The organism is Acinetobacter sp. SH20PTE14 (genome assembly GCF_021391555.1).
Lineage (GTDB): Bacteria > Pseudomonadota > Gammaproteobacteria > Pseudomonadales > Moraxellaceae > Acinetobacter > Acinetobacter amyesii.
In genome coordinates this window covers 3,159,396-3,182,960 of record NZ_CP090067.1, presented here as the reverse complement: position 1 = coordinate 3,182,960, position 23,565 = coordinate 3,159,396, and the positions used below count along the sequence as shown (strand labels likewise).

At 37.8% G+C, this 23,565-nt stretch carries 17 protein-coding genes and 6 pseudogenes; 18 read left to right on the top strand and 5 right to left on the bottom strand.

All coding sequences use genetic code 11. From position 1 onward, the window contains the following. The first annotated feature begins 87 nt into the window (after positions 1–87). The 9 genes and pseudogenes from LXF01_RS15540 (at position 88) to LXF01_RS15500 (ending at position 12,085) form a co-directional block, all read left to right on the top strand. Complete coding sequence (locus LXF01_RS15540; protein ID WP_111884498.1) at positions 88–1,452, top strand: MFS transporter; 1,365 nt, start codon at positions 88–90, stop codon at positions 1,450–1,452. A 195-nt stretch (positions 1,453–1,647) separates the two neighbouring features. Beyond that, positions 1,648–2,778, top strand: a complete 1,131-nt coding sequence (locus LXF01_RS15535; protein WP_151838363.1) for a tyrosine-type recombinase/integrase — start codon at positions 1,648–1,650, stop codon at positions 2,776–2,778. Next, the gene (locus tag LXF01_RS15530) at positions 2,771–4,837 is read left to right on the top strand and encodes a motility associated factor glycosyltransferase family protein (protein ID WP_180024593.1); all 2,067 of its coding nucleotides are present in this window, start codon (positions 2,771–2,773) and stop codon (positions 4,835–4,837) included. Before LXF01_RS15535 ends, LXF01_RS15530 begins: the two co-directional genes overlap by 8 nt. 12 nt (positions 4,838–4,849) lie before the next feature. Then, positions 4,850–6,637, top strand: coding sequence for a site-specific integrase (locus tag LXF01_RS15525; protein ID WP_151838364.1), 1,788 nt, complete (start codon positions 4,850–4,852; stop codon positions 6,635–6,637). 127 nt (positions 6,638–6,764) lie between these two features. Continuing rightward, on the top strand, positions 6,765–7,370 hold the full coding sequence (locus tag LXF01_RS15520) for a hypothetical protein (protein WP_228130655.1): 606 nt from the start codon (positions 6,765–6,767) through the stop codon (positions 7,368–7,370). Between the two features lie 71 nt (positions 7,371–7,441). Next, positions 7,442–8,029 (top strand): single-stranded DNA-binding protein, encoded by a 588-nt coding sequence (gene ssb / locus LXF01_RS15515; protein WP_087554243.1) that lies wholly within the window; start codon positions 7,442–7,444, stop codon positions 8,027–8,029. A 151-nt stretch (positions 8,030–8,180) separates the two neighbouring features. After that, a pseudogene (locus LXF01_RS15510) lies at positions 8,181–8,369 on the top strand (site-specific integrase); the annotation flags it as partial. Between the two features lie 55 nt (positions 8,370–8,424). After that, positions 8,425–9,357 (top strand): IS5 family transposase, encoded by a 933-nt coding sequence (locus LXF01_RS15505; RefSeq protein WP_180024592.1) that lies wholly within the window; start codon positions 8,425–8,427, stop codon positions 9,355–9,357. A gap of 157 nt (positions 9,358–9,514) precedes the next feature. Further along, positions 9,515–12,085, top strand: coding sequence for an NACHT domain-containing protein (locus LXF01_RS15500; protein WP_233944676.1), 2,571 nt, complete (start codon positions 9,515–9,517; stop codon positions 12,083–12,085). Between the two features lie 7 nt (positions 12,086–12,092). On the opposite strand, the gene LXF01_RS15495 is transcribed toward LXF01_RS15500, so the two are convergent. The 5 genes and pseudogenes from LXF01_RS15495 to LXF01_RS15475 form a co-directional block, all read right to left on the bottom strand. Continuing rightward, the gene (locus LXF01_RS15495) at positions 12,093–12,959 is read right to left on the bottom strand and encodes a DUF4231 domain-containing protein (RefSeq protein ID WP_058952493.1); all 867 of its coding nucleotides are present in this window, start codon (positions 12,957–12,959) and stop codon (positions 12,093–12,095) included. Between the two features lie 8 nt (positions 12,960–12,967). Next, the gene (locus LXF01_RS15490; RefSeq protein WP_058951564.1) at positions 12,968–13,438 is read right to left on the bottom strand and encodes a TIR domain-containing protein; all 471 of its coding nucleotides are present in this window, start codon (positions 13,436–13,438) and stop codon (positions 12,968–12,970) included. A gap of 505 nt (positions 13,439–13,943) precedes the next feature. Then, positions 13,944–15,019: pseudogene (locus LXF01_RS15485) on the bottom strand (IS3 family transposase). Between the two features lie 66 nt (positions 15,020–15,085). Further along, on the bottom strand, positions 15,086–15,307 hold the full coding sequence (locus tag LXF01_RS15480) for a hypothetical protein (protein WP_058870629.1): 222 nt from the start codon (positions 15,305–15,307) through the stop codon (positions 15,086–15,088). Positions 15,308–15,330: 23 nt separating this feature from the next. Beyond that, a pseudogene (locus tag LXF01_RS15475) lies at positions 15,331–16,002 on the bottom strand (copper resistance protein B); the annotation flags it as partial. A gap of 95 nt (positions 16,003–16,097) precedes the next feature. On the opposite strand from LXF01_RS15475, the gene LXF01_RS15470 reads away from it, so the two are divergent. From LXF01_RS15470 to LXF01_RS15430, 9 genes and pseudogenes are all read left to right on the top strand, one after another. After that, positions 16,098–16,802 (top strand): IS6-like element IS1007 family transposase, encoded by a 705-nt coding sequence (locus LXF01_RS15470; protein ID WP_001067794.1) that lies wholly within the window; start codon positions 16,098–16,100, stop codon positions 16,800–16,802. 52 nt (positions 16,803–16,854) lie between these two features. After that, positions 16,855–18,246 (top strand): annotated as a pseudogene (locus LXF01_RS15465) (IS91-like element ISCR2 family transposase); the annotation flags it as partial. 570 nt (positions 18,247–18,816) lie between these two features. Continuing rightward, positions 18,817–19,194, top strand: coding sequence for a hypothetical protein (locus tag LXF01_RS15460; RefSeq protein ID WP_044502095.1), 378 nt, complete (start codon positions 18,817–18,819; stop codon positions 19,192–19,194). A gap of 23 nt (positions 19,195–19,217) precedes the next feature. Further along, entirely contained in the window at positions 19,218–20,354 is a 1,137-nt protein-coding gene (gene tet(X), locus LXF01_RS15455) for a tetracycline-inactivating monooxygenase Tet(X) (protein ID WP_044502094.1), read from the top strand. A gap of 17 nt (positions 20,355–20,371) precedes the next feature. Beyond that, on the top strand, positions 20,372–21,232 hold the full coding sequence (gene estT, locus LXF01_RS15450; protein ID WP_077782102.1) for a macrolide hydrolase EstT: 861 nt from the start codon (positions 20,372–20,374) through the stop codon (positions 21,230–21,232). 56 nt (positions 21,233–21,288) lie between these two features. Further along, a pseudogene (locus tag LXF01_RS15445) lies at positions 21,289–21,765 on the top strand (GMP synthase (glutamine-hydrolyzing)); the annotation flags it as partial. A gap of 111 nt (positions 21,766–21,876) precedes the next feature. Beyond that, positions 21,877–22,230 (top strand): annotated as a pseudogene (locus tag LXF01_RS15440) (transposase zinc-binding domain-containing protein); the annotation flags it as partial. A 61-nt stretch (positions 22,231–22,291) separates the two neighbouring features. Further along, positions 22,292–22,996, top strand: coding sequence for an IS6-like element IS26 family transposase (locus tag LXF01_RS15435; RefSeq protein WP_001067855.1), 705 nt, complete (start codon positions 22,292–22,294; stop codon positions 22,994–22,996). A gap of 39 nt (positions 22,997–23,035) precedes the next feature. Next, positions 23,036–23,437 (top strand): LysR substrate-binding domain-containing protein, encoded by a 402-nt coding sequence (locus LXF01_RS15430; protein WP_001183556.1) that lies wholly within the window; start codon positions 23,036–23,038, stop codon positions 23,435–23,437. Positions 23,438–23,565: the final 128 nt, after the last annotated feature.

Genomic DNA, 23,565 nt, shown 5'->3' with positions numbered 1-23,565 from the left:
GATATTTAAAATCAATAAAAATCCTGCTTCGCTTTAAGCTGAATGTCCTATAATCCCATTCCAAGATTAATGAATTTTTAACCAGCTATGATGAATGCTCTTGAACGACGCTCAACTTTTGCTTTGAGTAGTATTTTCGCCTTACGTATGCTGGGGCTGTTCATGATTATTCCTGTTTTCTCTGTGGCAGGTCAGCAATATGCAGGGGCAACACCGGCACTCATTGGTTTAGCGGTGGGTGTCTATGGCTTGACCCAAGCAATTTTACAGATTCCGTTTAGTTTGATTGCAGACCGTTATAGCCGTAAACCGTTGGTGGTGATCGGGCTGCTGTTGTTTGCTTTAGGCGGTGCAATTGCTGCAATGTCCGATAGTATCTATGGCGTAATTATCGGGCGTGCGATAGCCGGTGGTGGCGCTGTGTCAGCGGTGGTGATGGCCTTGTTAGCCGATGTCACACGTGAAGAACAGCGTACAAAAGCTATGGCGATGATGGGGATGAGTATCGGTTTGTCCTTTGTGGTCGCGTTCAGCCTTGGGCCTTGGCTCACAGGTTTAGTCGGCATCTCGGGTTTATTTTGGGTGACCACCATCATGGGACTTGCCGCGATTGCGATGTTGCTATTGGTACCGAAAGTAACGCGTCATCATAAAAATTTTCAACAAGGTTATCTGACGCAGTTAAAGCAAGTACTGAAAATGCCTGATCTAAATCGTTTACATGTTTCAGTCTTTTCATTGCATTTACTGCTCACAGCGATGTTTATCTATGTGCCGTCTCAGTTGATTGACTTTGCCAATATTCCATTACATTCACATGGTCTGGTGTATTTGCCGCTTTTGGTCGTGAGCCTGTTTTTTGCATTTCCAAGTATTATTTTGGCGGAAAAATATCGCAAAATGCGTGGCATTTTCTTGACCGCCATTGGTGGCATTATTTTAGGATTGGGCATCTTAATTTTTGGTTTCGAATCAAAATATATTTTGCTGACAGGCTTAGGTTTATTCTTTATTGCATTTAATGTGATGGAAGCATTATTACCGTCATGGTTATCGAAAGCAGCTCCAATTCAATCCAAAGCGACTGCCATGGGGGTGAACGCCAGCAGTCAGTTTCTGGGGGCATTTTTTGGTGGTATGATTGGTGGGCAACTTCTGTTGCTAAATGATACGGCAATGGGATGGGGCATCCTGACAGGGCTAGCCATTTTATGGTTGATCATTAGTTTTGGGTTGGCTCAGCCGCGTTATTTATCGTCTATGGTTTTCAGTTTGCCTGAAGATAAAGAAACGGATGAATGGACTTCTCAGCTTTTAGCAATTCGTGGTATTGAAGAAGTTGTGGTGATGTCTGACCAACAAGTGGCTTATGTAAAAGTGGATAAGCAGCAGATGGATGAATCTGCGCGACAACATTTAACGCACTTGTTAGGGAAAGAGGTAGCCATTTAACCATAACTCTTATAAAGTAAATAATAGAAACAAATAGGAAGAATACGTCTGATGCGTGGTGTAAATAAGGTCATTATTACTCATTAATCTTTTACTCTAACATTTTACTATAAGAATGCTATGTATTCATTTATACTATTTCCTATAGAACATACTCTAGCAAAGTAGTTCGATAGGAGAAGAGAAGGTGTATATATGGCATATATTGATAAGTTAGCTGAAGTAACACTTGGTAAGACTACTTATAAGAAATTTCCTGTAATTTTAAATATACATCATATTCTCAATCGTCTTGTTCTAAAATATTTTCTTTCACATAGGATAGTGTGGAGTGAAAATACACTTCATACGTATAGTAAACACTTATGTGATTTTTTCTCTCAACTCGAAGTTGAAAATCCAGAAGCATCCTTTGATCATATTAATGATGTTTGGTTAGAAGCATATGCATATCAAATACTAGAGAGAAATCAGAATTCCCCTGTTTATATTTCACAAATTTTAACTACTGTTATTCATTTTTTAGTTTGGTGTGAAGATAACGGGTACTGTAAAAATTTAATTGGTCCTACTTCTTCTTTCAAAATCCAAATAATTTCAGATGAAGATTCTGTTACTCACCCATTGATTAAGCATTTTGCTAAGAAAAAGTCTCCACTTAAGCTTGCACCTAAAGAAGAATGGATTTGTAAAGTATTAGCAGTAAATCATTTCAAATCTAATAGGCTCGAAACTCGTTTTAGTTTAATGGTGGATTGGGCGCTAAAGGCTGGACTACGTGCTCATGAGATTTGTTCCTTAAACATTGATCAAATCCCTACTAGAGAGAGAATAGAAAGAAGTAGGATAGATGAGGAAAATCTTTATATTTATTTAATTGTGACGAAGGGGGGGAAGCGAAATTCAATTCCTGTTAATTCTGATTTATTGAAAAGAACCCGAGACTATATAGATTTTGAAAGACAGGAGATTATCAAAAAATTTAGACAAAAAGCATCTTTAGAAAAAGAAATATACGATCCAGCTAAAGAAATATTTCTTTCCTTAAAAACTGGTCAAGCGCTTCATCCACGAACGCTTTCAAATCAAATTAAGTCAGCTTGGCATCAGGTCGTGAAGAGTGGAGAGCTCGCAGAAGACCAACATGTATGGACACATGGATTAAGACATCGTTTTGCTACCAACCAATCAAAAGGTTTTTCAAAAGCGGATCATATTAGTAATCCTCAGCAAGTCGTGAAATTACTTACGAGACATAAGCATGAATCTACTCTCGATATTTACACAGCTCGTCTTCATTTAGAGGGAGAGGGTATCGATGAGTAAGTTACAACGTAGCCCTATTTTTCTAAAAAAATCTAAAAGTGACCCAATTGTAGATTTTCCAAAAGCAGAAATAAAAGTTGGAAATAAATACTATGATCTTAGTGGCTTGAGTACATTAGATAATTTTTATGAAATAGTTTCGGGAATTAAGTCTTATCTTCAGGGCAGGCGTGCACCTAGCAAGCAGTTCCTAATATTAAAATATTTTTTGATGATTGTTTCTAAATTTTCAACAAAAATTGATAAGAAAACAATGACCTTTTATAAGAATCAATTGGATGCTAATCCTGATATTACTTTATCTACTAAGTGGCAAAAATATTCAATAGCATGTAATTTTATTAACTATTTAATTTCAAAAGAAATTATTGATGATTTTATTGTTCCCCCAAATTTTGAGAACATAGAAAAAAAGCCAATACCTTCATTTGCTGATATAGCGCGGAATTATATAGAGAATGATGATAATTTCGATAAATTAGATATTGAAGAGATTAGTAGTTTTTTTTCGTTAGCTTCTTTAGAAGCTAAGACTTTAAGTTATTGCTTAACTTCAATTGATTTAATACATGCTAAAGCTATCGAGGATATACATAAATGGGAGAAAGATTGGGATAAAGTACAAGAAATTATTGATAATATAAATAAATTTAACTTGGATAAAATAAGTAAGGTGCATGATTTTAATAGGGATTTTCAGATTCCTGAGCGAACATTAAGTGAGGCTCTTCAAATATTATATTCCAAATTTGGGAACAATATTCCAGCAGTCAAATGCTGGCCTAAAGGTATGGAAGACTTCTTTCGTTCTATAAATTGGAAAACTAGCAGAGTTAAAAATTTATTTAAGGGTGCTGAAAAATATACTGGAGATTTGGAGCTTTTAAATAAAGCAATTAGTAATCTGTCTTTAGTTGAACAGAATAAATTTAAGGAACTTAAAGATTATTATTTTAATTCTGAAGAGAGAGACCCACGAAGTATCGAGTTAGCTCTATCGGTTCTTTTTGTACATTATGGACGTATTCTACCTGATTCAACTCAATGGCCAAAAGGTATAGTAGATTACCTTAAATATAGAGAATGGACACCTAATCGAGTTAGAGCTGCATTTTTCCCTCATCCTGATACTTTAGCTCCTTTTATAGTAGGGTTGCTGTCTCATCCAGAATTAGCTCCAAATGTTGATTCTGTAGCATTTTATTGTTATCTAAATAGTTTTAAATTAAGTACAAACAAAGAGAAGGTTAACGTTTATCTAGGAAAATTTAGAGGAAACGCTTTATATAGAGATGTAAATGAATCTGATCCACTAATTTCTTGTTGTAGGAGTCATGCTCAAAGAATGTTGGATGTTCTAAAGACTTTGGATGATAGAGAGGAGATTAAAGTTATTTTGACTGAAAAAAATATCCCTCTATTCTTACAATTTACTCCTAATAATAATAAATATATTCGAACATTAGACCCATCAACTGTGACTAATGTTATTAAGAGATTTTTAGCAGATTTAGCAACTGAAGCACCTTCAATTTTTCCTTTAGTACAAGGGAATTGCACGGGGAAAAACTTTAGACCAACTATAGCTTTGATTGAAAGATTAAGTGGAACTAGTCTACTTTCAATTCAAAAATTATTGAATCATGCTCATTCTACTACTACGGCAATTTATACTGAACGTGTCCATACCAATTCAATCCTATTAAATAAATCAAAAGAGTTCCAGCGTTACTTAGTTGATAACGCTTTAAATGGAGATAGGGAGCATAAGAATAAAACAAAGAATAAAGAATTTGATGAGCCTGCTGATCAGTGGCTCAACTGTGAAGCAAAAAGAATATGGTTTAAAGATCATGAAGTAATTGCAGAATGGATTGCGTGGGAACAGGCAATTCTAGAAGCTGAAGATGAGTTAAAATTTGACAATCTTCTAAGATGGGAAAATTATTGGATACCAAGATTAGTAAAGTTTCAAAGCTTAATAGCCATGGTGCTAGAGGTAGATAAAAAACATGCTTTGGAATTAGCTAAGCAAATTAAACTTCCACCACTATCTTAAAGAAAATTTATAATGGAACAGTCTAGAGATCACATTTTTTCTATAAAAAATAATAATGCTGTTGAAAGGGATGAAGAACTAGTCCAAAGACATACACCCTGGTTATTAAATAACTATGAAGATGATGTTTGGAAGTTAAAACCTCATATTCATTCGGATGATAATTCAAAATATACGGTTAATTGGAACATTTTTGATACTAATCAATACATTGGGATTTTTAATAGGTGGGATTATTGGAAAAGTGCTGCTAAGGAATTAGCTTATTGGATAATGAATGCCCCTACCAATAAATGTAAGACCACTACTTCCTTAGCTAATTTTAGTCGTTCTATTCGAGAATTATATGAGTGGTTATGTTTTGAAAGAAAATGTTTTTCTTTATCTGAAGTAAAACAAGAAGATATAACATCTTTTATAGAGTATATTGCCTCAAAAAATCTGACTGAAGGTACAGTCTTGAATAAATTAATTGTAATTTCACATGCTTATACTCATCGAGAATATTTGAGTGAATCTTTTACATTTAATCCATTTAAATCAAAAAAAGTAACAGCTTTAGCTAAAGCTTATTCAATTGAAAATGGTCATACGCCGACATTGTATCCTCAAGAAATATTTGGATTACTAAACCATGCTTTAAAATTAGTAAAAGAGTCTAAAAATATATTACATCTTTTTGATAAATATATGGAAATGCATTCTGATACTTCTGTAGCTCATACATCATTGAATGTACGGTTTCATAAGTTAATGGGGGTTAAAACTAGTGAAGTACAAATGCAGGTGCGTGCCTTATATGGAGCAGCAATAACAATAATACTAATCTTACTTGCTGAAAGAAAACATGAATTGTCTCTTACAAGAGAGGATGATGTTATCAATATGCTGAATAATGATCTTGATATTCTTGTTGGTTTAGAAATGAAAACAGCAAAAACAATCACAGGGAAAAAAACAGAAAGAGCAGTCATTCAAGAAGTTAAAGATGCTTTAAACGTGATCTTAGAATTAACTAAATACACAAGAGTAAAGTCTGGATTAGAAACTATTTTATTAAAATTGCCTTTTGGTCATTCTGCAAATGGACAAGGAAAAAAGAGTTTCTATCTCTCGACAAATGGTTTGTATGTGGTTTTAAGATATTTTGCAGATTCTGCGAAATTTAATAGAGTTGAGATAAGACCACATATGTTTAGGCGAGCATATTCGATGCTGTGGACTTGGAGGTATGAAATTGGTGACCTTGAAGAATTAAGATTAATGTTAAAACATAATAGTTTAAATTTTACTCAGAAATATACTGATGATGAAGAAGTCTGGGAATTTATGGGGAAAAATGAGCAAGATTTAGCTTTTGATTTGTTGAATAGAGCTTTTCAAAAGAAAATTGTTGTAGCAGGAAAAATGGGTAAGACTTTAGAAAGATACAGTCGCATTATTCAAGCGAAATCTACCTTGCTTGATGTTATGAGTATTGCGGATCATATAGATGAAATCATAATAGATACTGGTTTACGTGTGGTAGCTCATGCTGATGGATTTTGTTTTATAAATCATACAAGTTTGCAAAATGCTTTATGTCGAACTGAAGGGATAGGTTTAGATCCTGTTAAAAGAAAAGACTCAATATGTATGAATTGCCCGAACTTTGCTACAGATAATTCTCGTAAACCATATTGGGAAAAAAGAATTGAATTACATCAAGAAGTTGTTGAATTAAGCAAAAATGTACAGCTTGTTGAGAGTTCAAAAAATTTTTTAAAAAAAGCCGAAAAAATATTAGAGACCATATCTTAGCTAATAACTGGCATGCAGCAACTTAATGCTATAATAGGCATATATTTTCAGTTAATAAAAAGTATAGTTGCATACTATAAAAGATAACTTGAAGTAACTGATAGGTCTTAGAGAGAGATAACTTTTGGTGAATAGTAAGGATAGATTCCAAAAAGCAGTAAGAGAATCATTGAACCAATTAGTTGCTAATGGTGAAAAAAAAATTACTCACGCTAAAATTATTGCCAATGCTAAATATGAAGATGGGTCTCCAGTAGGAAAAACTACGTTATATGCAAAAAATGCTGTTACTAAAGAACCTATCCATGGAACTTTGATAGATGAGATAAATACAAAGATTGCTAATCTGCCGAAAAATGACTTCAGTAAAAAAAAGACATCAATTGAAACAAATAAAGAGCTCAAATTGAGGATCACAGAGCTTGAAGAGAAAAATAATCAACTTTTGATTCAAATGGTTGAAATAGAAAATAGTTTTGAAAATACAGCTCATCGGAATGATGAAAATCAAATACAAGATTTAGAGTTAAATTTGTATATATTAGCTTTCTTATTGAATTCACCACTTTTAGGGAGAGGGCATCCAGAGTTGTATAAAACAATAAAGAGTTTTGAAGCAAAGCATCATGGAAAACCGAAAATGGAGTTTGCAAAAGAACAAATTCAAAAAATGAAAAATGAGATAGAATGTTCTAAAGTCATTTCCATGAAAGGAAGTTTTAAGGAAGACTGATAGCCTTATGCTTCACGATAAATATGGTGTGTTCAGTTAAGTGTTAAATGTATTGAAATTAAGAGGTTATCATGGCTAGAGGTTCGGTTAACAAGGTCATTCTGATTGGCAGTTTAGGAAAAGACCCTGAGACCAAAAGTTTCCCAAATGGTGGTTCACTTACACAGTTTTCAATAGCTACTAGTGATTCTTGGGTAGATAAAAATACTGGTGAGCGTAAAGAGCAAACGGAATGGCATCGTATTGTGTTGCACAACCGTTTAGGCGAAATCGCTCAGCAATTTTTACGTAAAGGTTCTAAAGTTTACATTGAGGGATCATTGCGTACCCGTCAATGGACGGATCAAAATGGTCAAGAGCGTTACACTACAGAAATTCGTGGCGAACAAATGCAAATGCTAGATTCAGCTCGTCAACAAGGTGAGCAAGGTCAAGGTGGTGGTGAATTTAATCAACCACGTTTTAACAACAATCAAGGTGGTTATAATAATAACCAAAACCAAGGCGGCTACGGCAACCAAGGTGGTTATGGTAATAATCAACCGGCTCAAGGCAATAGCTACGGCAACAATAACCCGGGTGGTTTTGCGCCGAAACAACAGCCTGCACCGACACCAGCACCAGCACCAGCAGACTTAGATGACGATCTACCGTTCTGAGACACACTAGAGATATATTTTTGTAAAGTTTATAAAATTTATCTTTATATTTAGTAGGTTACAGAGAAAGTTTACAGATACTAAAATAGTTCTGTAAACTTTTTTTTATTATGATTTAATATATTTAATACTTAGACTTTTTGTAAAATTTATGCTTTCAGTTAAAAGATTTGTCATGAATAGTGGGGAAAGATTTGCTGTCTTAATTGATAGTAATGGTCTCCCTCTAACATACCCAAATCTTTATACGATGATTTATTTGAGAAACAGAGGGCATTCGGTTAACACAATTGTTGCGGTACTTGAAGATATTGAACTGCTTTACCATATTTTTCATAAATGGCTTTGTTGCACAAACCTATCTGTAAAGGGTTTTTCAGCGATATAATTTTCAAATGAAGAAGCCTGCACACAAAATCTACCGCACAACCAATTGGCCCGCATATAACCGAGCACTCATGAATCGCGGAAATATTGCCATTTGGTTTGATCCTGCTACGCAATGGTATGCGCCATCAAAAGGCAAACAAGGGCGAAATCAAACCTACTCCGACGCAGCCATCCAATGCTGCTTAATGATTAAATCTTTATTCCGTCTGTCTTTACGTAAGGTCACTGGCTTTGTGCAAAGTCTGATTAAACTTTGCGGATTAAATTGGATAGCTCCAGATTACACCACGCTTTGTAGAAGACAAAAGCATATTGATATTGTAATCAGCTACCAAAAAAGTAGTGATGGGCTGCATCTACTCATGGACTCTACAGGCATGAAGTTTCTAGGTGAGGGCGAATGGAAACGCAAGAAACATGGATCTGAATATCGTCGCCAATGGCGTAAACTTCATATTGGTATAGATGCTAAAACCCTACAAATACGAGCAGTTCAGCTTAAAACCAATAATGTCAGTGATTCACAGGTGCTTGGTGATTTACTTAATCAGATTCCACAAGATGAGCAGATTAACTCTGTTTATACCGATGGAGCTTATGACACCAAGCAATGCCGTCAGGTCATTGCAGATCGGCAAGCGCATGCGGTGATTCCACCTAGAAAAAATGCGAAACCATGGAAAGATACAAAGAGTAGCTCGCTAGAGCGAAATGAATTACTTCGAACAATTAAACGTTTAGGCAGGACACTATGGAAAAAATGGTCAGGCTATCATCGGCGAAGTTTGGTTGAAACTAAGATGCATTGCATCAAATTATTAGGAGATAAACTCAGTGCAAGGAGTTTTGATAGCCAAGTGAATGAGATCCATGCACGTGTAGCAGTCCTTAACAGATTTACGGAATTAGGTCGCCCACTTACCCAAGTTACGCCTTAAATTTAGCTCAATTAGGGGCGCTTTGCATTTCAAATCTTTGTGCAAAAAGCCTATCGCTGAAAAACCCTTTACAGATAGGTTTGTGCAACAAAGCCTAAAAATACTATAGAATAGATGAAAAATTTAACAATATTTTTATGGGGTTGAGGGTAGTTTAGTGGCTAAAATTTTTATTAGTTATGCACATAAAGATGAAGATCATAAGAATGCATTAACAGAGCATTTATCTCCCTTAGTAAGAACTGGTTTGATTGAAGAATGGAACGATAGAAAATTAGTACCAGGCACAAATTGGGAAAATGAAATATCAGAAAATTTACAAAATTCCACAATTATTCTTTTTTTAATTAGTTCTAGTTTTCTAGATTCAGACTATTGTATAGAAGTAGAAGCACAAACCGCATTAAAAATGCACAAGGAAGGTAAAGCACAACTTATACCAGTAATTCTTAGACCTAGTATGTGGAATAAGAACTCTGATTTATCAGAGCTTCAAGCATTACCAACAGATGCAAAGCCTATTACTAAATGGGATGATGCAGATGAGGCTTGGTTGGATGTAGTGCAAGGTCTTAATACTGTAATTACTACTTTTCAGCCAGTCGAGATTATGAAAACTAATAAAATTATAGATTCTGAAGAGAATATCGGTATAACTACAGATATTGAAAATTGGTTAAATGATACTGAAATAACTCTAACCCATAGAAATGTTACAAAAATAGGATTAGATCAAATCTTTATTACCCCTGATGTAGAGATAAAAAATGAAAATATAGGGGATGAATTAAAATTTTATCATGACTCAGGAGATGTATTAAGAAAATGGGATGAAATATTAATTGTAGCGGAAGAGCAACAGGGTAAATCATCACTTCTAAAATATCATTACAGAGATCAACTTATTAAGGGTTTTTTACCTTTATATATAAGTGCAGCGGAAATTAAAAAATCTAATACGGAAGAAATAATTAAGAAACAGTTAAAAAAACAATATAACAATTTAAGTTTTGATGATTATATTAATTCTAATAAAGCAATTTTATTATTAGATAATGTTGATCAAATCGGTTTAAATCCTAAATATCGCAATATACTTTTAAGTGAATTTAATAAAATTTTTATAAAGAAAATTTATACATCTCAAATTTCATATTTATTAATGATTAATGATATACCACCTCTTTTAAATTTTACAAAGGCAGAGATATTAGGCTTAGGGCATAAGAAAAGAGAAAAACTAATTCAAAAATGGGTTTCGTTAGGTATTGAAGAAACTATTCAAGAAAAATATTTATATGAAAGATGTGATGATTTAAAAGAACGACTTAATACTATTGTTAAAAGAAATATTGTTCCATCAAAGCCAATATATATATTAATGATGCTTCAAATGTTTGAAGCTCATAAAAACTTAAATTTAGAGCTATCTTCCCATGGTCATTGTTATCAACAATTAATTTACCAGTCATTTGAGAATGCAAAAATAAATGAAAGAGAATATGATAAGTATTTAAATGTATTAACAGAATTAGCATGGAGAATATTTGTTAAAGAATCAGATTTAAATGCTTATGAACTTGAAGAATTTTTTTCTTATTATCAAAAAGAATTTCTAAATATAGATAAAGAAATAATTCTTAAGAAATTAGTAGGACATTCAATATTAATGAAAAATGGTATTTATACAGGATTTAAATATCCATATATATTCTATTTTTTTGTAGGTAAGAAAATTGCTGAATCATTTTCAGAGGATGAAGAAGCTAAAGTAAAAGTGGATTACTTAATAGATAATATGCATCGTGAAGACTTTGCAAACATTCTTATTTTTATAACACATCATACTAAAGATGCATGGGTTCTTGACAAAATAAATAATATAATGCAGTCACTATTTGATTTTAATGAGGAGGCTTCTTTAGAAAAATCCCAGCTTAAATTTATGGATGAGTTTATGAAACAAATTCCTGAAATAATAATTGAACAAAGAGTTGTTCAAAGTGAGCGTGATAAACATAATGAAAATTTGGATCTAGCTGAAAGATCAGGTAATCATGAAATTAATAAACTTGAAGCAAATTATGTAGATGTTTCTAAAGATATATTAGCGAATATTAATAAGGCTTTTAAAGGGATGGAAATTTCTGGCCAAATTATCAGAAATAGACACGCTTCATTAAAAAGAAGAGCATTAAATGATTTAGCAATAAAAAGTATTAAATCAGGGTTAAGGTTTTTACAATATTTTATTCAGGTTACTGATATTGCTAAAAAAGAAATAGTTCAGTTAATTTCACAACAATTAGCTGAAAACCCTAGTCTTTCAAATAAAGAAATAGAAAAGTATGCTGAAAATGCTTATACACATTTAACATATAATGTTATGCAAGCAGTAATAAGAAAAATAGCAGCTTCGATCGGATCGAAAGAAGCTTTAGAAGTTTATGATAATATTAAAGAAGAAAATGAAACACCGGCTTTAATTTTATTAAACCAGTGCATTCATCTACATTTTAATAAAAAGCTAGATATGTCAAAAATTTCTAATACAGCGGATCAATTAAGAAGTAATCCAGTTTGCTTTAGAATTCTTAAAGAACTAATAGTACAACATATATATATGTTTCCAACTGACTATAAGGAAAAACAACAGCTTTCTCAATTACTGCGCCTTCCTATTCAACAACAAAATATAATAGGAAAAAAGCAAAAAAGCTTAGCTTAGTAAGTATTTAGTATATGTCTTTTCTTGCTACCCATTGAGTGTGTTCGCGAGAAAAGGCATTTTCTGCATCACCAACAAATACAGAAAATTCGTCTTCGTTCATTTCATCTAATGCTTGAGACTTGATAATATTAATTTCATGTGCAGCTAAAGTATATGAAGCAGCCAGTTCTGAAAATCTTTTAGCTTGTATCCATGTTAAAATGCTTGCTGCTGCTGCAATAAAAATATCGGTAGGCCACGGTGTAATATCAGCAAAAGCTATTTTTGTAGCTGCTAATATGACTGCGATACTATTCATTATAATCAATATTATGAAGAAAAAATTTGATTTATCTTGATTATATTTTGCTTTTGCTGAATACCAATCGTTCTGGTCTTTAATTCTATATAGGTGATAATTTTGTTGTCTTGTCTTTAGATCTTTTGAACGCATTTCGATCATTTTTTTAGTGATTTGTTCATCACCAAGATGATTTGAATAGTTTTGACAGACTTCTCGATTTTGCTGGACTGCTTGATTTAAAGTTTTAATAAACTCACTTTTAGATTCTTTATCTTCATTATTAAATGGTTCTGCTTTACTAATATATCTCCAAGTTAATGTCTTAATTGATTCAGCAAGAGCTCTGCCAGAATACCAAATTTTTTCCGGTTTTTGAGTGGCTAAGTATATTGAACACAATAAAGTGGTTAATAGTACAAGTAATTGTAGTAAAGGAATTATCCAATGTGATATAGGAATGAAGGATAAAATTGCAGCTATTACTAAAGTAATTAAATTTGTTTTTAAAACAAGTTTAAATTTATCTTGATAATTTTTCGCTACTTTATCTGCGGCTAGAAATAAACCTGGAAAGTCTTCCTCTTTCATACTCACTCTCAATATCCAAGTTGTTGATAAATAGAATCTGGGTAATACCAGTTTCCACTTGGCTGCTTAACCCAATACTGTAGAGCATAGGCTACGATCTCTGCTGAAAAAGGAACAAATACTGCACCAATATCTTGTAAAAAAGTTGGACAAGTAGAGAAATTTAATTGGCGTGATCCATCTAAATTTACAGCAATGATTCGGCAGTTTTTTTCTAAGGCAACTTCAACTTCCCACTTAACAAATGTATTTTTCAAATAAGTATCTTTTCCTACTAGTACAATTAATGTACCAGCCATATTGATACGTTCTCTGCATAATCTTTTTATATAAGCTTCATTTACCGATTGTATAGCAGTATGTAATTGGCAATCAGTAAAATTAAAATTTATGTGCTTATTGGCTTTCCATGCCTGCATTAATCTGTAGTAATGAATATCAGTACTACTGAAGCTAACAAAAGTTCGAGGTAACCCCATAATTTTATGAGCCTTGATGATTAGAAAATGATTAAAATCTTAACAAAATTTTCATACAAATAGTTTAAGAGTTTTAAAAGTGAATTAAGACGACAAAAAAATTAACATTATTGTATTAAGTGCATAAAAGAGTTAGAAAAAGTGGGGCTCAGCGGACGCTTCCGTTCTAGATCATATACCCAAGTAATTTGTTAAGTTGTTTAAAGGTTTATTGTTTTAAATTCATTTAAATTCAGTTTCTTAAACAGTAAAATAGCTCCTTTTATTTTGTAAATAAGAGGAGCTATTTTTTTAAACTTTAAAAATGTTAAGTTAAAAGTGCATATATAATTTATTTTGTGTAAGCGTCCGCTGAGCCCCACTTTTTCTAACTTCTACAAATCTGATTGTTGTTCACTTCCAGTGTGTTTTTTAGATTGGAAATATCTAGATTTATCTAAAAATATCTGAAATTTATCACTTGTGTGGTAATCCTCCCATAAATAACCGAAGTTAAAAGTAGAGGTTAAGCAGCCATTAGAGGTGGCTTTCCTTTGTTAGCTTGATGTGGTCTTTCATGGTTGTAATGCCACAACCAGTTTGTTGCATAATCTTGTACTTCATCCAAAGTATCAAATAAATGCTTGCTCAGCCAACTATAACGTATGGTCCGATTATAGCGTTCAATATACGCATTCTGCTGTGGCTTACCCGGTTGAATATATTCAATACGAATACCGTGCTCAGTAGCCCAGCGCACAAATTCGTGACTGATAAATTCGGGACCATTATCGCATCGGATCACTTACGGTTTTTCTCTCCACTCCAGCAATTGATTCAACGTACGAATAACCCTGATTGTGGGCAATGAGAACCCTGCTTCAATGGCTAGGCCTTCGCGGCGGTAATCATCAATCACATTCAATAATCGAAACTTGCGACCATCGGAAAGCTGATCATGCATAAAATCTAATGACAAAACCTGATTTTCTCGGATTGGTTCTTTCAATGGTTCAGGCGCATGCCGTTTTAGTCTTCTTCTCGGTTTAATACGCAGATTCAGTGCCAACTCACAGTAAATGCGGTAAACCCGCTTGTGATTCCAGCAGCAACTCTCAACATGCCGTAAATACGAGAAGCACAAACCAAAGCCCCAATCGGAATTTTCCTCAGTGAGTTCAATGAGCTGTTCAGCAATGAGTGCATTGTCATCGCTGAGTTTGGCTTGATAGCGGTAGCAGGTTTCACTAATGCCAAATGCTTTACAAGCCAAACGAATACTAATGGCATGCTGGGCAACTGCCTGTTGTGCCATCTTACGCCGGCAAGATGGCTTTACCACTTTTTTGCCATCGCTTCCTGGATGATTTCGGCCTTTAATCGCTCTTCCGCATACATCTTTTTAAGTCTGGTATTTTCGGCTTCTAGCTCTTTCAGTCGAGCCATTAATGATGTATCCATACCACCATATTTGGCACGCCATTTATAAAAGGTAGCATTACTCATGCCGTGTTCACGGCAAAGGGTCGCTACAGGTGTGCCAGATTCTGCCTGTTTCAAGATGGACATGATCTGACTGTCAGTAAATTTAGATGTTTTCATGCAGAATCTCCTGCTCGTATCTTAAGAGAAAATTCTACTTTTAGATCCTATTATTTTTAGGGGGGATTACCCTTTAAAAAAGCTTTCTTGCAATATATAAGCAGCTGCTTTAGCGATATCACGCTCAGATGTTGGTTTTTTAGTTGGCATATCAAAAACTCTCATAAGTGATAATTTTAAGCATGTTTTTAACCACTGCATAAAAATAGACCAAAAATTAAGCTTTTTTAGTTTTACAGATTCGAAAATAAATAGTAATAATTCATGAATAGTAGCCGAAGCTACCATTCATGAATCCAAATCATACTATTTTAAAAAACTAATTCGATGCCTGCACCATATTTCCATCCCTTTTCAGACTCTGTTGCCTCTTGCATAGAAGTGGCTTTCTGTCCTTTTTCAAATTGGTAAGCAACATCAATGAAAGGTTTAATTCGCTTAGTAATCTCATATCGGGTTTTGATACCAGTTTTTAGTTCTGATAAACCTGATTTTGCAGCATAGTTAGAATCATCGCTAAATATTACATCTGCTTCGATATAAGGTTGAGTAATAAGTTTCTGAGTTAAAAGCAAATCACGTTCTAATTCAAAACTTGCTCCCCAAAAATTATTCTCACCGCCATAAAGATATGCTTGTGTTTCAAAGAAATAAGGAGCTAGACCTAATATACCAATAACCCCATCAACTCGATCACTGTTGCTGCTATTTTTATCTTCGCTATATCTTACACCAGCTTGTATATCCCAAAATGGGGCTACGTTACGGCTATAAAGTGCTGATACAGCATATTTTGGATCATTACTTTCTGACTTTTCCGAATTGGCTTCAATAAATAGACGATTTTCATCTGTTCCAATCAAAGTTTCAAGCTTTGTTCCTAGGTTGCCCTTACCGTCTTCATCAACCATCCATGCATTTTCAAGTCTTGTTACTTGATAAATTTGTCCGCCATGTTCTTTAAGATGATCATCGTGAGATCCGTCTGATCTCTTTCTTGCAGTCAAAATAATATGGCACTGTTGCAAATAGGCTGACATGATAAGCTAAATATCTTATTTATTTCGAGATACAGCAGATGAATCCCTTCCACGGTCGGCACTTTCAAGGTGAAATCATTCTTTGGGCTGTTCGTTGGTATTGTAAATATGGCATCAGCTATCGTGAACTTCAGGAAATGTTGGCCGAACGTGGTGTGAATGTCGATCACACCACGATTTATCGCTGGGTTCAGCGTTATGCTCCAGAAATGGAAAAACGTTTACGTTGGTATTGGCGTAATCCTACAGATCGACATTTATGGCATCTGGATGAAACTTACGTAAAAGTGAATGGCAAATGGGCATATCTATACCGTGCAGTTGACCAACGTGGCCATACTCTTGATTTCTATCTTTCTGCTAGACGAAATACCCATTCAGCTTATTGTTTTCTTGGTAAGATTTTGAATCATGTCAAAAAATGGCAGATTCCACGAGTCATAAACACTGATAAGGCTCATACCTATGGCCGTGCTTTGTCGCGACTAAAACAGGAAGGAAAGTGTCCTGAAGACCTGGAGCATCGACAGATTAAATACAAGAATAACGTGATTGAATGTGATCATGGCAAGCTCAAACGGATCATCAAGGCTACGTTGGGATTCAAGTCTATGAAAACGGCTTATGCCACAATTAAAGGTATTGAGGTTATGCGTGCTCTACGCAAAGGACAAGCTTCATTATTTTATAACGGTAATATTCTAGGAGAAGTTTGGCTAGTAAATAGAGTTTTCGGTCTCTAAGCTTTTTTGAAGGGAAAATCATCGACTCAGATCCCTATTTGCAACAGTGCCGTATTACCCGGCATTCGCTGCGCTTATGGCAGAGCAGGGAAAGGAATTGCCGGGCTATGTGCAACGGGAATTTGAAGAATTTCTCCAATGCGGGCGGCTGGAGCATGGCTTTCTACGGGTTCGCTGCGAGTCTTGCCACGCCGAGCACCTGGTCGCTTTCAGCTGTAAGCGTCGCGGTTTCTGCCCGAGCTGTGGGGCGCGGCGGATGGCCGAAAGTGCCGCCTTGCTGGTTGATGAAGTACTGCCTGAACAACCCATGCGTCAGTGGGTGTTGAGCTTCCCGTTTCAGCTGCGTTTCCTGTTTGCCAGCCGGCCCGAGATCATGGGGTGGGTGCTGGGCATCGTTTACCGCGTCATTGCCACGCACCTGGTCAAGAAAGCGGGCCATACCCACCAAGTGGCCAAGACGGGCGCGGTCACCCTGATCCAGCGTTTTGGATCGGCGCTCAATCTGAATGTTCACTTCCACATGCTGTTTCTCGACGGTGTGTATGTCGAGCAATCCCACGGCTCAGCGCGTTTCCGCTGGGTCAAGGCGCCGACCAGCCCAGAGCTCACCCAGCTGACGCACACCATCGCCCACCGGGTGGGTCGCTATCTGGAACGGCAAGGCCTGCTGGAACGGGATGTCGAAAACAGCTATCTGGCCTCGGATGCGGTGGATGACGACCCGATGACACCCCTGCTGGGGCACTCGATCACTTACCGTATCGCTGTCGGTTCACAGGCGGGGCGAAAGGTGTTCACTTTGCAAACTCTGCCGACCAGTGGTGATCCGTTCGGTGACGGGATTGGCAAGGTAGCCGGGTTCAGCCTGCACGCCGGCGTGGCGGCCAGGGCCGATGAACGCAAGAAGCTCGAACGGCTGTGCCGGTACATCAGCCGCCCGGCGGTATCCGAGAAGCGGCTGTCGTTAACACGAGGCGGCAACGTGCGCTACCAGCTCAAGACGCCGTACCGGGACGGCACCACGCACGTCATTTTCGAACCATTGGATTTCATTGCAAGGCTGGCCGCCCTGGTACCGAAGCCCAGAGTCAACCTAACCCGCTTCCACGGGGTGTTCGCACCCAACAGTCGGCACCGGGCGTTGGTCACGCCGGCAAAACGGGGCAGGGGCAACAAGGTCAGGGTGGCTGATGAACCGGCAACACCAGCACAACGGCGAGCGTCGATGACATGGGCGCAACGGCTCAAGCGTGTTTTCAATATCGACATCGAGACCTGCAGCGGCTGCGGCGGCGCCATGAAAGTCATCGCCTGCATTGAAGACCCTATAGTGATCAAGCAGATCCTTGATCACCTGAAGCACAAAGCCGAAACCAGCGGGACCAGGGCGTTACCCGAAAGCCGGGCGCCACCGGCTGAGCTGCTCCTGGGTCTGTTTGACTGACGAGCCTGAAGGCCAACGATACCAATCAAAATGCTGCGTTCACAGCGCCGCGGCAGGGATCCGCCGTGCTGGTTGTCGGAAAAGGAGCCGCTAGTGGGAAAGAGGAGGGTAAATTTTCAGCGTTGCTGGCTCCCCGTCAGCCGGATTGGGTTGCATCGCAGGGGTGTCGAAAGAGTCAACTGCGGTCCAAAGCTGTTGGACTTGGGTGAAAAGGGCGTTTATTCTTCCTATACGTTGTTCAGAATAACATTGTTCCGCCAACAATCAATTCGGTAGATATTGAACCTGAATATAGGGATATATTTAACTTGACGTTACACCAATCACAACAACGGCAAGTGAATTACGCAATGAGTAATACTTTTGGTTTTGGCGGACACATTGCCACAAGTATTTTTAAAAAATATGCTGAATAGAGAGTAGGTGCTAACTTCGGTTTGCTCGTGTTGGCGCTAAATCGAAAGTTCAAGTATCCCAACATGTTCCTTCGTATAGAAGTTAAAAGTTGGCAATTATCGTAGAACAACCTACAGACAACACCAATATGTAACCGATAAATAATTACAAAATATGACCGACAGAGTAAACATCATCAATAACTACATCGATGGATACAACCAATTTGATATCAAAAAAATGGTTGCAGACCTTGACGATAATATTGTTTTTGAAAACATTCAAAATAATGATATAAGTTTATCGCTGAAAGGGTTAACAGCGTTTAAACAACAGGCAGAAACAGCAAAAACATACTTTGCAAAGAGAACACAGACAGTTAAATCGTTTAGGCATTTTGACAACAGCACTGAAATAGAAATTGATTATACAGCAATTTTAGCAATTGACTTTCCGAACGGCTTAAAAAAAGGGCAAAAGCTAAAGTTATCAGGAAAATCCGTGTTTGAATTTAAAAAAAACAAAGTGATTAAATTGACAGACATTAGTTGACATTAAAACCAGCGAACAAGAATATGACTTTACTAAAACATAAAAAAATTACAATAATTGGTGCCGGGCCTGTTGGATTAACAATGGCGAGATTGTTACAGCAAAACGGCGTGGACATTACAGTTTACGAGAGAGACAAAGACCAAGATGCAAGGATTTTTGGTGGGACACTTGATCTGCACAGGGATTCGGGACAGGAAGCAATGAAAAGAGCGGGATTGTTACAAACTTATTATGACTTAGCTTTACCAATGGGTGTAAATATTGTTGATGAAAAGGGCAATATTTTAACCACAAAAAATGTAAGACCCGAAAATCGTTTTGACAATCCTGAAATAAACAGAAATGACTTAAGGACTATCCTATTAAATAGTTTACAAAATGATACCGTCATTTGGGATAGAAAACTTGTTACCCTTGAACCTGATAAGGAGAAGTGGATACTAACTTTTGAGGATAAATCGAGTGAAACAGCAGATCTGGTTATTATTGCCAATGGTGGAATGTCTAAAGTAAGAAAATTTGTTACCGACACGGAAGTTGAAGAAACAGGTACTTTCAATATACAAGCCGATATTCATCAACCGGAGGTGAACTGTCCTGGATTTTTTCAGCTTTGCAATGGAAACCGGCTAATGGCTGCTCATCAAGGTAATTTATTATTTGCGAATCCTAATAATAATGGTGCATTGCATTTTGGAATAAGTTTTAAAACACCTGATGAATGGAAAAGCAAAACGCGGGTAGATTTTCAAGACAGAAATAGTGTCGTTGATTTTCTCCTGAAAAAATTTTCCGATTGGGACGAACGCTACAAAGAACTGATTCGTTTGACATCATCTTTTGTAGGGTTAGCGACACGAATATTTCCCTTAGATAAGTCTTGGAAAAGTAAGCGTCCATTACCCATAACGATGATTGGAGATGCTGCTCATTTGATGCCTCCTTTTGCAGGACAAGGCGTAAACAGTGGGTTGATGGATGCCTTGATATTGTCGGATAATCTGACCAATGGGAAATTTAACAGCATTGAAGAGGCTATTGAAAATTATGAACAGCAAATGTTTGCTTATGGAAGAGAAGCACAGGCAGAATCAATAATAAACGAAACGGAAATGTTCAGCCTCGACTTTTCTTTCCAAAAACTAATGAATCTATAAAACAGAAAGGCGAGGAAATGAAAGAGAAAATAGTTAAAAAAAACGGAATAAGACTTTTTACCGAAAGTTTTGGATGTGAAAAAGATCCGGCAATACTCTTGATTGCGGGAGCAACGGTATCCATGTTGTATTGGGATGCTGAATTTTGCCAGAAACTATCTGAAAAGGGATTTTTTGTTATTCGCTACGACAATAGGGACGTAGGAAAATCTACTAATTACGAACCGGGTTCAACCCCCTATGATATTGTTGACTTAACCCATGATGCTATTTCAATTTTGGACGGCTATAAAATAGTCAAAGCCAATTTTGTGGGAATTTCACTGGGCGGACTGATTTCTCAAATAGCATCAATAAAATATGCCGACAGGGTAAGTTCAATAACACTAATCTCATCAGGTCCTTGGGGCGACTCAGACCCCACAATTCCTGAAATGGATACGCGTATTTTAGATTTTCACGGAAAAGCTGAAACCGTAGATTGGACAAATGAAGACAGTGTGGCAAATTATTTAATTCAAGGTGCTGAATTGATGAGCGGCAGGAAACAATTTGACAAACAAAGAAGTGAAAAACTGATTAGAGCCGAATTTAAAAGAGCTAATAACTATATAAGTATGTTCAATCATGCGGCACTGCAAGGTGGTGAAGAATACTGGAACAGATTGAGCGAAATCAATCAACCAACCTTAATTGTACACGGAACGGACGATAAAATATGGCATTTTAAGAATTCAGCAGTTTTACTTGAAAAGATAAACGGCTCAAAACTAATAACGCTTGATGGAACCGGACACGAACTACATTTCGAAGATTGGAATAAAATTATTGATGGAATAACGCAACATACAACAAATAACAAAAGAATGAACAAATAGGGTATTATGTATTTCCAAATCAACGGTTTAGAGATTGAAGCTAATATCAATGTGTTATGACGCTCAAGCTGGTGGAGCCGCTGCGCGAGCTGTTTAAAGATGAGGTGCGCAAGATCGGTATGGAGTTAGGTCTGCCCTACGACATGGTTTACCGTCATCCCTTCCCTGGCCCTGGCTTGGGTGTGCGTATTCTTGGCGAAGTAAAAAAAGAATATGCCGACAGGTTGCGCTTGGCTGATGCCATCTTTATCGAAGAGCTGTATGCCGCTGACCTGTATCACAAAACCAGCCAAGCCTTCGCTGTATTCTTGCCAGTGAAGTCGGTTGGCGTAGTGGGCGATGCCCGCCGCTATGAGTATGTGGTGGCATTGCGCGCAGTAGAAACTATCGATTTTATGACAGCGCGCTGGGCACACTTGCCGTATGAGTTTTTAGAAACGGTTTCTAGCCGCATCATTAATGAGATTCCCGGTATTTCGCGGGTAACCTACGATGTTTCCTCAAAGCCGCCGGCAACTATTGAGTGGGAGTGACGGGCACTGGCTGGCAATGTCTAGCAACGGCAGGCATTTCGGCTGAGGGTAAAAGAACTTTCCGCTAAGCGATAGACTGTATGTAAACACAGTATTGCAAGGACGCGGAACATGCCTCATGTGGCGGCCAGGACGGCCAGCCGGGATCGGGATACTGGTCGTTACCAGAGCCACCGACCCGAGCAAACCCTTCTCTATCAGATCGTTGACGAGTATTACCCGGCATTCGCTGCGCTTATGGCAGAGCAGGGAAAGGAATTGCCGGGCTATGTGCAACGGGAATTTGAAGAATTTCTCCAATGCGGGCGGCTGGAGCATGGCTTTCTACGGGTTCGCTGCGAGTCTTGCCACGCCGAGCACCTGGTCGCTTTCAGCTGTAAGCGTCGCGGTTTCTGCCCGAGCTGTGGGGCGCGGCGGATGGCCGAAAGTGCCGCCTTGCTGGTTGATGAAGTACTGCCTGAACGGCACTGTTGCAAATAGTCGGTGGTGATAAACTTATCATCCCCTTTTGCTGATGGAGCTGCACATGAACCCATTCAAAGGCCGGCATTTTCAGCGTGACATCATTCTGTGGGCCGTACGCTGGTACTGCAAATACGGCATCAGTTACCGTGAGCTGCAGGAGATGCTGGCTGAACGCGGAGTGAATGTCGATCACTCCACGATTTACCGCTGGGTTCAGCGTTATGCGCCTGAAATGGAAAAACGGCTGCGCTGGTACTGGCGTAACCCTTCCGATCTTTGCCCGTGGCACATGGATGAAACCTACGTGAAGGTCAATGGCCGCTGGGCGTATCTGTACCGGGCCGTCGACAGCCGGGGCCGCACTGTCGATTTTTATCTCTCCTCCCGTCGTAACAGCAAAGCTGCATACCGGTTTCTGGGTAAAATCCTCAACAACGTGAAGAAGTGGCAGATCCCGCGATTCATCAACACGGATAAAGCGCCCGCCTATGGTCGCGCGCTTGCTCTGCTCAAACGCGAAGGCCGGTGCCCGTCTGACGTTGAACACCGACAGATTAAGTACCGGAACAACGTGATTGAATGCGATCATGGCAAACTGAAACGGATAATCGGCGCCACGCTGGGATTTAAATCCATGAAGACGGCTTACGCCACCATCAAAGGTATTGAGGTGATGCGTGCACTACGCAAAGGCCAGGCCTCAGCATTTTATTATGGTGATCCCCTGGGCGAAATGCGCCTGGTAAGCAGAGTTTTTGAAATGTAAGGCCTTTGAATAAGACAAAAGGCTGCCTCATCGCTAACTTTGCAACAGTGCCATTTTAAGCGTTATGCTAAGCCCAGGAAGCCGCAGGATCTTTTGAACCACAACTGCATTAACGTCCGCTATTCTGATACGAGTGGATTGTACGCCTGGGAATTCGAGAAAGATGCTCAGAAATTCAGTCTGAAAGTCAAAGGGCAATATATTGCGAACAGCACGATTCATCAGCTCGATGCAGCATTAGACGGGCTGGGGATTGCCTATATTCCCGAGTATGTTGCAGATGGATATATCAAAAGCGGCAAGCTGATTGCTGTTCTGACCGAGTGGTGTCCATATTTTGACGGCTACCATATTTATTATCCTCACCGCCGACAGGATTCTCCTGCGTTTATGGCTTTTCTGCAAGTTTTGCGTGACAGGTACAATAATGGAATAAGATAAATTTATGAGTAAAGGATTATGTCCACGATAAGCACCTGGGTCGATTCCTGGGAGGCGGCCATGAGGGTAGGGAAGCGCCGTCCCGTCAAGTCAGCGTAATGCTCTGCCAGTGTTACAACCAATTAACC